Genomic DNA, 12,446 nt, shown 5'->3' on the forward strand with positions numbered 1-12,446 from the left:
CGGCGACCGGCTCAGTCCTCGGCCGCGCCGCGCAGAAAGACGGGGCGATCCGGCTCGGACATCTCGGGGACATGGGCATAGCCGCCCGCGTCGAAGTCCAGCAGCGCATCGGGATCGGTCAGCCGCCGCTCGACGATGAAGCGGGCCATCGCGCCGCGGGCCTTCTTGGCGTAGAAGCTGACGATCCTGGGCCCGCCCGGCCGGTCCTCGAGAAAGACCGGCGTGATGACCCGCAGGCGCAGCGCCGCTGGATCGACCGCGCCGAAATATTCCTGGCTGGCGCAGTTCACCAGGATATCGGTGCCCGCCGCCTCGGCCGCCGCGTTCAGCGCGCATGCCAGCCTGTCGCCCCAATAGGCATAAAGGGTGTCGCCCTTCCCGGTTTTCAGCCTGGACCCCATTTCCAGCCGGTGCGGCTGGATCGCATCAAGCGGGCGCAGCAGCCCGTAAAGCCCCGACAGGATACGCAGCCGGTCCTGGGCAAAGCGCAGATCGTCCGCGTCCAGCGAGGCGGCCTCGAACCCGGCATAGGTGTCACCCGCGAACAGCAGGACCGCGGGCTTGACCGCTTCGGGCGCGGGCGCGGCGGCGAAATCGCGGAACCGCTCGGCATTCAGGCGCGCGAGCTTGTCGCTGATATGCATCAGTTTCGTCAGATCGGCCGGGCTCAGCGCAGATGCAACACCGGCCAGATGCACCGCGTCCTCCTGAAAGGCGGGCGCCGTGGGTTTGATGCCCCCGACCGGGGCAGGGTCCAGCCGTTTCGCGGGCGAAATGACGACGATCATGAGAAGCCTTTTCCGAAACCGGCGGCACAGATAGCAGACCGCCCCGGGCCGTCCAGCCCTACTCCCCGGCCAGCACCTGAAGGAAGGCGGGGCCGAAGCGGTCGGCCTTGGCCGGGCCCATGCCGGGCAGGCGGGCCATGTCCTCGATGCTGGCGGGGCGGCGCTCGGCGATGTGGCGCAGCGTGGTGTGGGGGCAGGACAGGAATTTCCCGGTGCCGTCCTCGCCGCGGCTCAGATCGCGCTGAACCTCCATCAGCCGGTCGAAGATTTCGCCCGCTTCGCGCCCCGCCAGCCGCAGCCGTGCCGGATGGGGCCGTTCGGCCGCCCCGGCGATCACCTCAAGGAATGCCGCGCCGTAGCGGTCGAGCTTGGTTGCCCCCACGCCGCCGATCCGCGCCATCTGGTCCAGCGTTTCGGGTCGCGTTTCGGCCATCTCGATCAGGGTGCGGTCGGTGAAGATGATATAGGCGGGCACGCCCGCGGCCTCGGCCAGCGCGCGGCGCTTCGCCTTGAGGGCCGACAGCAGCGGCGCATCCTCGTCGGAGACCAGCGCCTTGACCACGGGGCGCGATTTCTCGGCGGCGATGGTGTCGCGGCGCAACTCGATTGCGGCCTCGCCCTTCAGGATCGGGCGGGCAGCGTCCATCATGCGCAGCGCGCCGTGGCGTTCGGGATCGGGGCGGACCAGATCGCGCCCCATCATCTGGCGAAAGACGGCCTGCCAGCCGCGCCGGTCGAACTCGCGCCCCACGCCGAACGTGGGCAGCCGGTCATGGCCGCGGGCGCGGATCTTGTCGGTCGCGGTGCCGGTCAGGATGTCGATCAGGTGCTGGGTGCCAAAGCTTTCGCCGGTGCGCAGCATCGCCGACAGCGCCTTGCGCACCGCTTCGGTGGCGTCGAACCGCTCGGGCGGGCTGTCGCACAGATCGCAATGGCCGCAGGGGTCGGGCGCGGTCTCGCCGAAATAGCGCAGCAGCGTCTGGCGGCGGCAGCACGGCGCCTCGGCCAGACCCAGAAGCGCGTTCAGCCGGGCATGATCGGCGGCGCGGCGTTCGGGCGGCGCGGGGCTTTCGTCGATCTGGGCACGACGCAGGCGGATGTCGTCGGCGCCATAGAGCGTCAGCGTCTCGGCCGGGGCGCCGTCGCGGCCCGCCCGGCCGATTTCCTGATAATAGGACTCGATGGATTTCGGCAGGTCGGCATGGGCGACCCAGCGGATATCGGGCTTGTCGATGCCCATGCCAAAGGCCACCGTGGCGACCACGATCAACCCGTCCTCGGTCTGGAACCGCGCCTCGACATCCCGGCGCGGCCCGGCCTCCATCCCGCCATGATAGGCGCAGGCGGCATGCCCCGCCTCGGCCAGCGCGGCGGCCAGGCTCTCGGTCTTGGCGCGGGTCGCGCAATAGACGATGCCCGACTGGCCCTTGCGCGCGGCGGCGAAGGCCAGGATCTGGCGGCGCGGCTGGTCCTTGGGGGCAAAGGCAAGGTGGATGTTCGGCCGGTCGAACCCGCGCAGGAAGGTTTGCGGTGCAACCCCGTCGAACAGCCGCGCCACGATCTCGTCGCGGGTTTCGGCATCCGCCGTCGCGGTAAAGGCCGCCAGCGGCACGTTCAGCGCCCGGCGCAATTCGCCGATGCGCAGATAATCGGGGCGGAAATCATGGCCCCACTGGCTGACGCAATGCGCCTCGTCCACCGCGATCAGGCCCACGCCGATCCGCCGCAACAGGGTCAGCGTCCCGGCCGAGGCCAGCCGCTCGGGCGCCATGTAAAGAAGCTTCAGCGCCCCCGCATCCAGCGCGGCAAATACCTCGCGCGTTTCGTCTTCGGTATTGCCGGAGGTCAGCGCGCCCGCGGCCACGCCCGCCTCGGCCAGCCCGCGCACCTGGTCGCGCATCAATGCGATCAGCGGCGAGATGACCACCGTCACGCCCGCGCGCATCAGCGCGGGCAACTGGAAGCACAGCGACTTGCCGCCCCCCGTGGGCATGATCGCCAGCGTGTTCCGCCCCGCCGCGACGGCGGCCACGATCTCTTGCTGGCCCGGCCGGAAGGCGTCGAATCCGAAGACGGACGACAGAAGGTCGTGGGCTGAGGCCATTGTCCCCTTGGGATGTCCGGATTACCGCTCGGTTTTGCCCGACCATCCCATAGCGGGGCAGCCGGGACAAGCCAAAGGGCGTAGCGCGGCCTTAATAGAAGGCCGAGGCGAGCGTGGGCAGCAGGATGTCGCGCAGCGCGATCACGATCACGAAGACCACCAGCGGCGACAGGTCGAGCGCGCCGGTATTGGGCAGGATGCGCCGGATCGGGCCATAGACCGGCTCTAGCAGGCGCGACAGCCCGTCCCAGATCTGCATCACCAGCGGCTGGCGGGTGTTGAGCACCTGAAACGAGATCAGCCAGCTCAGGATGATGTGGACGATCATGATGAAGAACACGACGTCCAGGATCAGTTTCAACAACGCAAAGATCGCCATCATCATGTCATCAGCCTTCCGGATCAGGTTTTCCGACAGGTAATCCGGGCCGGGGCGCGGTGCAACCGCCATGACGCCGCGTTTTCCCTTGACGCCCGGCGCCCGTCGCGCGAGGCAACTCCCGCCCGACCGGAGCCTGCCGATGTATCCTTTCCTGCGTCTTGCCAAGGAATTCCACGTCCACCGCAACGCCGCGCCGCTGCCGCTGACCGGAACCCATGTCTCGCATCACATGTGCTGGCCCTGGGATCTGGACCTGTGGATGGAGTTGAACAACGGGCGCACGCTGACGCTGCTGGATTTGGGGCGGCTGCCGCTGGCGAAGCGGGTCGGGCTGATCGGGGCGCTGCGCGAACAGGGCTGGGGGCTGACCATGGCGGGGGTGACGGTGCGCTACCGGCGGCGTGTCCGGATGTTCGACCGCTTCCAGATCCGCAGCCGCTGCGTCGGTTGGGATGCGCGGTTCATCTATATCGAACAGGGCATGTGGCGCGGCGAGGAGTGTTGCAATCACGCGCTTTACCGCTCGGCCGTGACGGATGCGAACGGCATCGTGGCGCCCGTGCGCGTGATGGAGGCGATGCGGCGGACGACCGCCTCGCCGCCGCTGCCGGGTTGGGTGGCCGAGTGGATCGCCGCCGAGGCGCACCGTCCCTGGCCGCCGATGGCTGGCTGAGGCAACCCGCAGCAGAGTTGCACCCGCGTCAATTCCCCTGTCTTATGGGTAAAACCGCAGGACGGGGGCAGGCAGGCGGCGGATCTGGGGCTGGTGGTTCTTCGACTGGGCGTCGCAGCCCTATGCGACGCTGCTGCTTACTTTCATCTTTGCACCCTATGTCAAGGAATTGCTGGGCGACGGCAGCGCGGCACAGGCCGCATGGGGCTATGGCGTCGGCGCGGCGGGCATCGTGATCGCGGTTCTGGCCCCGATCCTGGGCGCGGTCGCCGACAAGAGCGGGCACCGGATGGCATGGATCGTGCTATTCTCGGCCTGTTATGTCCTGGGCGCGGGGGGGCTTTGGCTGGCCCATCCGGAGACGTTCAGCCTGCCGCTGATCCTGTTCCTGTTCGGCCTTGGCCTGGTCGGGATGGAGTTCGCGACGATCTTCACCAACGCGCTGCTGCCCGATCTGGGGCCGCGCAGTCAGCTTGGCCGCATCTCGGGCACCGGCATGGCGTTTGGCTATGTCGGCGGGGTGATCGCGCTGGTGGCGATGCTGGCGCTTTTCGCCGAGAATGCCGAAGGCCGGACGCTGATCGGTCTGGCCCCCGTGCTGGGGCTTGACCCCGACACGCGCGAGGGGACGCGCTTTGTCGGGCCGTTCGTGGCACTGTGGTATGTGCTGTTCATGCTGCCCTTCTTCCTGTGGGTGCGGGTGCCGCGCATACCGCCCGTGGCCACCACCCGCGGCGCGCTTGCCACCTGCCTGCCCGAGTTGCGCGCAACGCTGATGCGCCTGCCCCGCACCCCCAGCCTTCTGGCCTATCTGGGCTCGTCGATGTTCTATCGCGATGCGCTGAACGGGATGTATGTGTTCGGCGGCATCTATGCGGCGGGTGTGCTGGGCTGGTCGGTCGTGGATGTCGGCATCTTCGGCATTCTGGCCGTGATCGCCAGCGCGGTGTTCTCGTGGGTGGGGGGGCTGGCCGACAACCGTTTCGGGCCGAAGCCCGTGATCGCGTTCAACGTCATCCTGCTGACGCTGGTCGCTGTCGGGGTGATCTTCATCTCGCGCGACAGCGTGTTCGGCATGGCGGTGCCGCCCGGCTCGAACCTGCCCGATATCGCGTTCTATGTGCTGGGCGCGACCATCGGCGCGGCGGGCGGGGCGTTGCAGACGGCCAGCCGCACGATGATGGTGCGACAGGCCAACCCCGCGCGGATGACCGAAGCCTTCGGCCTTTATGCGCTGGCGGGCAAGGCGACGGCTTTTGTAGCGCCGCTGGCCATCGGGATCACGACGGATCTGACCGGCAGCCAGCAGGCGGGCATTACACCCCTGGTTGTGCTTTTCCTGATCGGCCTTGGTCTGCTAGTCTTCGTGCGGGCAGATGGCGAACGGGAGGAGAGATGGCGCGCATCTTGACCGGGCTGATCCTGGGGCTGGGTCTGGCGCTGGCCGCCCCGGCCGCGGCCGAGACCAATGCAAGCGCGCTGTTCGGTGCCAAGCGTGCGCCTTCGGCCCAGCAGCCTGCCGCAATCGGCAGCTATGCGCGGGGCTGTGCGGCAGGGCTGGTCGAACTGCCCGAGACCGGGCCCACATGGCAGGCGATGCGGCTGTCGCGCAACCGCAACTGGGGCCATCCCGACGCCATCGCCTTTGTCCGCCGGTTCAGCGCCGAGGTCACGCGCTACGGCTGGCCGGGGCTCTATATCGGCGATATCAGCCAGCCGCGCGGGGGGCCGATGATCTCGGGCCATTCCTCGCATCAGATCGGGCTGGATATCGACATCTGGATGCTGCCGCCCCAGCGACTGAACCTGAGCCGGGCCGAGCGCGAGAAGATATCCTCGATCTCGGTGCGCAGTCAGGACCAGCGTCGGGTCAGCGGCAATTACACCCGTGCCCATGCGGCGATCCTGCGGGCGGCGGCGATGGATCCGGCGGTGGACCGCATCTTCGTGACACCCCCTGTCAAGATCGAGTTGTGCAAGTCCGCGACCCGGGCCGATACCCCCTGGCTTCAGAAGATCCGGCCGCTTTACGGGCATGACACGCATTTCCACGTCCGCCTGAAATGCCCCGCGGGCGATCGGCATTGCGAAACGCAGCGGCCTACGGTAGCGGACCTGTCCAAGGGCGGGAACGGCTGCGACGAGACGCTGACATGGTGGGTGACAGAGTATCTCGACCCGCCCAAGGCGCGTCCCGGCACGAAACCGCCCCCCGCGCCGAAAGAGCGGCATCCGCGCGAATTCACCCTGGCCGACCTGCCCGCCCAGTGCCGAAACGTCCTGGCCGCCGACTGATCGCGTTTATTGCGGGCCTGATCCTTGCCCTGCCCGCACTGGCGGACGAGGCGGTGCATGTCGCCACCCTGGGCATCCCGAAAGCCCCCGATTTCGTCGGCCTGTCGGGGATCGACCTTTCGCCGGACGGAGAGCGCTTCGTCGCGATCTCGGACAGGGGCTGGTTCCTGACCGGCCGCATCGAACGCGAGGATGGCCGCCCGGTCGCGTTTCAGCCGGACGGACCGAGGGTCTTCATGCTGAACATGCAGGGACACCGGATGCGCAGCCATGAGCGCGATGCCGAGGGGCTGGCAGTCGCGCCCGATGGGCGGGTCTTTGTCTCGTTCGAGGTGTTTCACAGGGTCCGGTCCTGGCGCGACATCCATGAACCTGCGACCTGGATGCCCGACCTGCCCGATATCGACCGTCTGCGCCCGAATAGCGGGATCGAGGCGCTGGCGCTTGGTCCCGACGGGGCGCTTTATGCCCTGCCCGAGGCGCTTGTCGATGCGGCGGGCGTGCCGGTCTATCGGTTCCCCCTGCCCCCGCCGCAGATTCGCAGCGATGGCACCCCGGCCGATCATTATGCCTCTACCCGGTGGTCCCGGGCCTTCAGCCTGCCCGCGCGGGGCCGGTTCAGGCCGGTCGGTGCCGATTTCGGGCCGGACGGCCGGTTCTATCTGCTCGAACGCGATTTCATGGCGCCCATCGGGTTCCGCAGCCGGGTGCGCCGCTTCGAGATCGGACCGGACGGGCCACGCGATGAAACGGTGCTGCTGGAAACCCCGGTCGGGCGGCACGGCAATCTGGAGGGGATATCAGTCTGGCAGGATGACGCGGGCGCGATCCGGCTGACGATGGTGGCCGACGACAACGGCCTTGCCCTGCAACGCAACGAGCTTGTCGAATATCGGGTTGTCAGTTCGGCCGCAGAGGGCTAGGAAACCGCGTCCGCCGCAGATCGGCGGGCCAAGTCTCCGCGACCTTGCCAAAACGGAACACATGCCCATGACCCGCCTGCTTCCCGGCATCCTTGCCATGGCCGCCATCGTGGTGGCCTCGAACATCCTTGTGCAGTTCCTGTTCGGCCAATGGCTGACCTGGGGTGCCTTTACCTATCCGCTGGCCTTTCTGGTGACCGACGTGATGAACCGCGTCTACGGGACCGCGGCGGCGCGGCGCGTGGTGTTCGCGGGGTTCGTGGTGGGGGTGGCCTGTTCTTTCGTGGGCACGCAGATCATGGGCGAGTTCGGCCCGCTGGTGACGCTGCGAATCGCGCTGGGCTCGGGGCTGGCCTTCCTGACCGCGCAGCTTCTGGACGTGGCGGTGTTCGACCGGCTGCGCGAGGGGCGCTGGTGGCGGGCGCCGCTGGCCTCGACGCTGATCGGCTCGACCGTCGATACGGCGCTGTTCTTTACCATCGCCTTCTCGGCCTGGCTGAGCGTGATCGAGCCCGCAAACGACGTGTCTTGGGCGAACGAGGCGCTGCCGTTGCTGGGGCTTGGGCCGGTCGTTCCGCTCTGGGTGTCGCTTGCGGTGGCGGATTGGGCTGTCAAACTTGCCCTCGCCTTGATCGCGCTGGTCCCGTTTCGCCTTATTGTTGGGCGGCTCACGGCACAGGTTGCGTGAATTAACTGGACATACACCAAATCTGTGGCAGGCTGACCCCAACGGCAACAGCAGAAAGGAGGTGGTCCAGTGTCTAGAGTGATATTGGAGAGAGGTGTTGGAACAGTCGGGGGGGCCGTGGCCTGAGGGCAGCCCCGAAGGCCGAACATCCCCGATTGGGCCTATTGCTCTAACCGGCCCATCTCCGTAGCTCTCGGGGCCGCCTTCATCGGGCGGCCCTTTCCCTTTTGTCCCGCCGGTTCCCATGCTGCGCATCACCGATACGATCATCATCGAGGACTGGGAACTGACCGAGGTCTTTTCCCGGTCGTCCGGGCCGGGCGGGCAGAACGTCAACAAGGTCTCGACCGCGGTCGACCTGCGCTTCGAGGCCGCGCGCTCGCCGAACCTGTCGGAACCGGTCAAGGCGCGGCTGAAACGGCTGGCCGGGCGGCGCTGGACGCTGGAGGGCGCGGTGCTGATCCGGGTCGAGGATACCCGCAGCCAGGCCCGCAACCGCGAGATTGCCCGCGAACGGCTGGCCGATCTGATCCGCACGGCGCTGGAACCGCCGAAACGCCGGGTGCCGACGCGGCCCACGCTGGGCTCGAAACGGCGCCGCGTGCAGGCCAAGAAGGAGCGCGGCGAGGTCAAGGCCCTGCGCGGCCGTATCCCGACCGAGGACTAGCGCCGCGGTCTGCCGGGCCGGGGCTTGAGGCCGTTCGGGCGGCGGCCTAGGGTGGCGCCGGATTGACCCGCAACAGAGAAACGCGCGCATGCCCTTCACACTGGCCACCTGGAACATCAACTCGATCCGCCTGCGCGAGGGGCTGGTGAAACGGCTTCTGACCGAGGAGGCGCCGGACATCCTGTGCCTTCAGGAATGCAAGAGCCCGGTCGAGAAGATGCCGCTGGCGACCTTTCGGGCGCTGGGCTACGGCCATGTCGTCGCGCGCGGGCAAAAAGGCTATAACGGCGTCGCGATCCTGTCGAAGCTGCCGCTGGAAGACGCGGGCGACATGGATTTCGCGGCGCTCGGCCATGCCCGCCACGTTGCCGCGCGGCTGGAAAACGGGGTCACGATCCACAATGTCTATGTTCCCGCGGGCGGCGATGTGCCTGATCGCATGGTGAACGAGAAATTCGGCCAGAAGCTCGATTTCGTCTCGGAGATGCGCGACTGGTTTAGCGACAATCGGCCGGACCGCGCGATCCTGGTGGGCGATCTGAACATCGCGCCGCGCGAGGATGACGTGTGGAGCCACAAGCAGCTTCTGAACGTGGTCAGCCACACCCCGGTCGAGGTCGACCATCTGGGCCAGGCGCAGGAGGCGGGCGGCTGGGTCGATGTCACCCGTGCCGATATTCCCGCAGGAAAGCTGTATTCCTGGTGGTCCTACCGCGCCCGCGACTGGGATGCCGCCGACAAGGGGCGGCGGCTGGATCACATCTGGGCCTCGTCCGACATCGCGGGCGCTGCGCATGGCAGCCGCATCCTGCGGGCCGTGCGCGGCTGGGAGCAGCCCTCGGACCACGCGCCGGTGCTGGCAAGCTTCGATCTGTAGGAGTTCGCCCTTGGGTTTTGCCCCGGGAAGCTCATATAAGGCGCAAAACCGACGACATGCGGAGACGATGACCATGCTGGAATTTGGCGGCAATGCGCGCGGTGTCGCGCCGCAGGGCGACCTGATCAAGGAAATCTCGGAAGCGACCTTCATGCAGGACGTGATCGAGGCGTCCCGCGAGGTGCCCGTGATCGTCGATTTCTGGGCGCCCTGGTGCGGGCCGTGCAAGACGCTGGGCCCGATGCTGGAGGCGGCCGTGACCGCGGCGGGCGGCAAGGTGCGCATGGTCAAGATGAATGTCGACGAGAACCAGCAGATCGCCGCGCAGTTGCGTATCCAGTCGATCCCGACGGTCTATGCCTTTTTCCAGGGCCAGCCGCTGGACGGGTTCCAGGGCGCGCTGCCGCAATCCGAGATCCGGGCCTTTGTCCAGCGGGTTGCCGCCGTGGCGGGCGATGGCGGGCTTTCCGAGGCGATCGAGGCGGCCGAACAGATGCTGGCCGAGGGCGCGGTGGTCGATGCCGCGCAGACCTTTGCCGCCATTCTGGGCGAGGAACCGACGCATGCGGGCGCCTATGGCGGGCTGGTCCGGGCGCATCTGGCGCTGAAGGAGATCGACCAGGCCGAGAGCCTGCTGGCTGCGGTCCCGGCCGAGATCGCAAAGGCCCCCGAGATAGAGGCGGCGCGCGCGCAACTGGCGCTGGCCCGGCAGGCGGCCGAGGCGGGGCCCGTGGCCGAGTTGCGCGCCGCGGTCGAGCATGACCCCGACGACCACCAGGCGCGGTTCGATCTGGCCAAGGCGCTGCATGCCGCCGGTCAGGTCGAGGACGCGGTTGACGAATTGCTGGAACTGTTCCGCCGCGACCGCGAGTGGAACGAGGGCGCGGCCAAGACCCAGCTTTTCACCATCTTCGACGCGCTGAAACCGCAGGATCCCATCGTGCTGAAGGGGCGGCGGAAACTCTCGTCGATGATATTTGCCTGACCGGTGTCGCGGCCTAGCTTGCCCGGTATGTTTTCAGCGGCCGATCTTCCCGACACCATCCCCGTCTTCCCGCTTCCCGGGGCGCTTCTGCTGCCCCGGGCGCGGCTGCCCCTGCACATCTTCGAGCCGCGCTATCTGGCGATGCTCGACGACACGCTCAAGACGCCGCACCGGCTGATCGGCATGATCCAGCCGCGCGAGGTGCCCGGCGGGGCCGAGCGCAAGCTGCATGCCATCGGCTGCGCAGGCCGCGTGACCGCCTTCTCGGAAACCGAGGACGGACGCTACATGATAACGCTGTCGGGCATCTCGCGCTACCGGATCACGCGCGAGCAGGCGGGGTTCACCCCCTATCTGCGCGCGGACGTGTCCTGGGACGGTTTTGCCCGCGATCTTGGACCCGGCGAGAATGACAACCGGTTCGACCGCAAGACGCTGATGGACCTGTTGCGCCGCTACTTCGCCAGCCGGGGCCTTGCGACCGACTGGGACAGCATGAAGGAGGCCGAGGACGAGTTGCTGATCAACTCGCTTTCCATGCTCTGCCCCTTTGCGCCCGAGGACAAGCAGGCGCTGCTTGAAGCGCCTTCGCTGAGCACGCGGCGCGAAACGCTGGTCACGCTGATCGAATTCGCGCTGCGCAGCGGCACCGACGAGGAGACGATGCAATGACCGAGACCTTTCACCCCGACCGCAAGATGCTGGAGGCGCTGGTCTGCCCCGTGACCCATGCGCCGCTGGCCTATGACGCCGAGCGGCAGGAACTGGTGTCGCGGGCGGCCGGGCTTGCCTTTCCGATCCGGGGCGGCATCCCGATCATGCTGGTGGACGAGGCGCGACGGCTCGACTGACCGCCCCCTAGCGGCGGCAGCGCGCCAGCTGGCCGCGATAAAGCTCCGAGCGATCCGCCACCCGGTCCGACACCTTGATGAGCCAGGGTTTGGCCATGTAGCTTTGCCGCGCAAAACCCGCCCGCCCCTCGTGATAGGCAAGGTACTGGTTGCGCGCGTCATGAAGCGGGATGCCCAGCATGTCGCGCGTTCGCGTCATGTACCAGCCCATGAAATCGGTCGCGTCATTGATGTTGTCGCGCCGCGCGCCGCGCTTTCCGGTGGCGCGGGTGTAGTCTTCCCAAGTGGAATCGATCGCCTGGGCATAGCCATAGGCCGAGCTTTGCCGGCCCATCGGGATGATCCCCAACACGAATTGATGCGGTGTGCGGGCATCGCCCACGAACTTGCTTTCCTGGTGCATCACCGCCATCTGCACATGGACGGGAACGCCCCAGCGTCGTTCGGTCCGCTCCATCGCGCGGACATAGTTCGGACGCTCGCGCGCAATCCCGCAGGCATTGTCAAGCTCGCGCGGGGCGGAATAGTTCCCCCCGCAGCCTGCAAGCGCAAGAATGACCACCACGAGAAGGACCCTGCTCATCTGCCCCGGCCTCGTTATCTTTGTTGTTGGCGCCACCATATGCCAATTCGCAGCGGGGGAAAACGCCCAAGCGTCGCGCCCGGATCAGAAAAGCGCGAGGCGGCGCGGCACTGTGGGGCCGGGCTTCACAATCTGTTTCCGCGCGCCGCGCGCTGTCGCATGGACTCTGGCCCGGCTGCGGCAGTATTGTGACCTTATGAGGGTTGCATGAGTATGCGAACGACACGCGCGAAATACAGTCTCGGCCAGGTGGTGCGGCATCGCAAGCACCCCTTCCGAGGAGTCGTGTTCGATGTCGATGCGATGTTCTCGAACACCCAGGAATGGTACGACGCCATCCCCGAGGACAGCCGCCCCGCCAAGGACCAGCCGTTCTACCATCTGCTGGCCGAGAACGATCACAGCTATTACGTCGCCTATGTCTCGGAACAGAACCTTGTGCCCGACGACACCGGCGAGCCGGTGGACCATCCCGACCTCTCCGATCTGTTCGGCGAGTTCGAGGATGGCCATTACCCGCTGCAATTCCAGTTGAACTGAGGATGCGCCGGGCCTAGGCTCCAGACTCATTGATCGTCAAAGCCAGAACAGGACGGTTGCGGCGAGGGCGATGGCGGAAAGGAAGGTCTT

The 12,446-nt window shown here is 67.3% G+C and carries 15 protein-coding genes; 11 read left to right on the plus strand and 4 right to left on the minus strand.

Annotated elements, in window-relative coordinates:
* Positions 1–11: 11 nt before the first annotated feature.
* From yaaA to GH815_RS02880, 3 genes are all read right to left on the minus strand, one after another.
* On the minus strand, positions 12–788 hold the full coding sequence (yaaA, locus tag GH815_RS02870) for a peroxide stress protein YaaA (protein WP_153747224.1): 777 nt from the start codon (positions 786–788) through the stop codon (positions 12–14).
* Positions 789–846: 58 nt separating this feature from the next.
* Positions 847–2,892, minus strand: coding sequence for a DNA helicase RecQ (gene recQ, locus GH815_RS02875; RefSeq protein ID WP_153747225.1), 2,046 nt, complete (start codon positions 2,890–2,892; stop codon positions 847–849).
* Positions 2,893–2,983: 91 nt separating this feature from the next.
* Complete coding sequence (locus tag GH815_RS02880; RefSeq protein ID WP_153747260.1) at positions 2,984–3,274, minus strand: YggT family protein; 291 nt, start codon at positions 3,272–3,274, stop codon at positions 2,984–2,986.
* A gap of 139 nt (positions 3,275–3,413) precedes the next feature.
* Here GH815_RS02880 and GH815_RS02885 point away from each other — a divergent pair, with 139 nt between their 5' ends.
* From GH815_RS02885 to GH815_RS02930, 10 genes are all read left to right on the plus strand, one after another.
* Positions 3,414–3,947, plus strand: a complete 534-nt coding sequence (locus tag GH815_RS02885) for an acyl-CoA thioesterase (protein ID WP_153747226.1) — start codon at positions 3,414–3,416, stop codon at positions 3,945–3,947.
* 82 nt (positions 3,948–4,029) lie between these two features.
* Positions 4,030–5,358: an MFS transporter gene (locus GH815_RS02890; RefSeq protein WP_343030629.1), complete on the plus strand. Its 1,329-nt coding sequence runs from the start codon at positions 4,030–4,032 to the stop codon at positions 5,356–5,358.
* Complete coding sequence (mepA, locus tag GH815_RS02895; RefSeq protein ID WP_153747228.1) at positions 5,343–6,242, plus strand: penicillin-insensitive murein endopeptidase; 900 nt, start codon at positions 5,343–5,345, stop codon at positions 6,240–6,242. Before GH815_RS02890 ends, mepA begins: the two co-directional genes overlap by 16 nt.
* Positions 6,215–7,165, plus strand: coding sequence for an esterase-like activity of phytase family protein (locus tag GH815_RS02900; RefSeq protein WP_153747229.1), 951 nt, complete (start codon positions 6,215–6,217; stop codon positions 7,163–7,165). Before mepA ends, GH815_RS02900 begins: the two co-directional genes overlap by 28 nt.
* Before the next feature lie 67 nt (positions 7,166–7,232).
* Entirely contained in the window at positions 7,233–7,853 is a 621-nt protein-coding gene (locus tag GH815_RS02905; protein ID WP_153747230.1) for a queuosine precursor transporter, read from the plus strand.
* A gap of 244 nt (positions 7,854–8,097) precedes the next feature.
* Positions 8,098–8,520: an alternative ribosome rescue aminoacyl-tRNA hydrolase ArfB gene (gene arfB / locus GH815_RS02910; protein ID WP_153747231.1), complete on the plus strand. Its 423-nt coding sequence runs from the start codon at positions 8,098–8,100 to the stop codon at positions 8,518–8,520.
* Between the two features lie 88 nt (positions 8,521–8,608).
* The gene (locus tag GH815_RS02915) at positions 8,609–9,397 is read left to right on the plus strand and encodes an exodeoxyribonuclease III (protein ID WP_153747232.1); all 789 of its coding nucleotides are present in this window, start codon (positions 8,609–8,611) and stop codon (positions 9,395–9,397) included.
* Positions 9,398–9,470: 73 nt separating this feature from the next.
* Entirely contained in the window at positions 9,471–10,382 is a 912-nt protein-coding gene (gene trxA, locus GH815_RS02920; protein WP_153747233.1) for a thioredoxin, read from the plus strand.
* A 27-nt stretch (positions 10,383–10,409) separates the two neighbouring features.
* Positions 10,410–11,054: an LON peptidase substrate-binding domain-containing protein gene (locus GH815_RS02925; protein WP_153747234.1), complete on the plus strand. Its 645-nt coding sequence runs from the start codon at positions 10,410–10,412 to the stop codon at positions 11,052–11,054.
* Positions 11,051–11,233, plus strand: a complete 183-nt coding sequence (locus GH815_RS02930; protein ID WP_153747235.1) for a Trm112 family protein — start codon at positions 11,051–11,053, stop codon at positions 11,231–11,233. Before GH815_RS02925 ends, GH815_RS02930 begins: the two co-directional genes overlap by 4 nt.
* A 7-nt stretch (positions 11,234–11,240) precedes the next feature.
* Here GH815_RS02930 and GH815_RS02935 read toward each other — a convergent pair whose 3' ends face one another.
* The gene (locus GH815_RS02935) at positions 11,241–11,816 is read right to left on the minus strand and encodes a transglycosylase SLT domain-containing protein (protein WP_153747236.1); all 576 of its coding nucleotides are present in this window, start codon (positions 11,814–11,816) and stop codon (positions 11,241–11,243) included.
* A gap of 213 nt (positions 11,817–12,029) precedes the next feature.
* Between GH815_RS02935 and hspQ the strand changes: the two genes are divergently transcribed.
* On the plus strand, positions 12,030–12,356 hold the full coding sequence (hspQ, locus tag GH815_RS02940; protein ID WP_153747261.1) for a heat shock protein HspQ: 327 nt from the start codon (positions 12,030–12,032) through the stop codon (positions 12,354–12,356).
* Positions 12,357–12,446 lie beyond the last annotated feature (90 nt).

The sequence above is a fragment of the Rhodovulum strictum genome (assembly GCF_009649175.1).
Classification (GTDB): Bacteria; Pseudomonadota; Alphaproteobacteria; order Rhodobacterales; family Rhodobacteraceae; genus Rhodovulum; species Rhodovulum strictum.

Bases quoted from the DNA above. Each gene is read 5' to 3' on its own strand.
- yaaA (WP_153747224.1), bottom strand. From the start codon at position 788: ATGATCGTCGTCATTTCGCCCGCGAAACGGCTGGACCCTGCCCCGGTC.
- recQ (WP_153747225.1), bottom strand. From the start codon at position 2,892: ATGGCCTCAGCCCACGACCTTCTGTCGTCCGTCTTCGGATTCGACGCC.
- GH815_RS02880 (WP_153747260.1), bottom strand. From the start codon at position 3,274: ATGATGGCGATCTTTGCGTTGTTGAAACTGATCCTGGACGTCGTGTTC.
- GH815_RS02885 (WP_153747226.1), top strand. From the start codon at position 3,414: ATGTATCCTTTCCTGCGTCTTGCCAAGGAATTCCACGTCCACCGCAAC.
- mepA (WP_153747228.1), top strand. From the start codon at position 5,343: ATGGCGCGCATCTTGACCGGGCTGATCCTGGGGCTGGGTCTGGCGCTG.
- GH815_RS02905 (WP_153747230.1), top strand. From the start codon at position 7,233: ATGACCCGCCTGCTTCCCGGCATCCTTGCCATGGCCGCCATCGTGGTG.
- arfB (WP_153747231.1), top strand. From the start codon at position 8,098: ATGCTGCGCATCACCGATACGATCATCATCGAGGACTGGGAACTGACC.
- GH815_RS02915 (WP_153747232.1), top strand. From the start codon at position 8,609: ATGCCCTTCACACTGGCCACCTGGAACATCAACTCGATCCGCCTGCGC.
- trxA (WP_153747233.1), top strand. From the start codon at position 9,471: ATGCTGGAATTTGGCGGCAATGCGCGCGGTGTCGCGCCGCAGGGCGAC.
- GH815_RS02925 (WP_153747234.1), top strand. From the start codon at position 10,410: ATGTTTTCAGCGGCCGATCTTCCCGACACCATCCCCGTCTTCCCGCTT.
- GH815_RS02930 (WP_153747235.1), top strand. From the start codon at position 11,051: ATGACCGAGACCTTTCACCCCGACCGCAAGATGCTGGAGGCGCTGGTC.
- GH815_RS02935 (WP_153747236.1), bottom strand. From the start codon at position 11,816: ATGAGCAGGGTCCTTCTCGTGGTGGTCATTCTTGCGCTTGCAGGCTGC.
- hspQ (WP_153747261.1), top strand. From the start codon at position 12,030: ATGCGAACGACACGCGCGAAATACAGTCTCGGCCAGGTGGTGCGGCAT.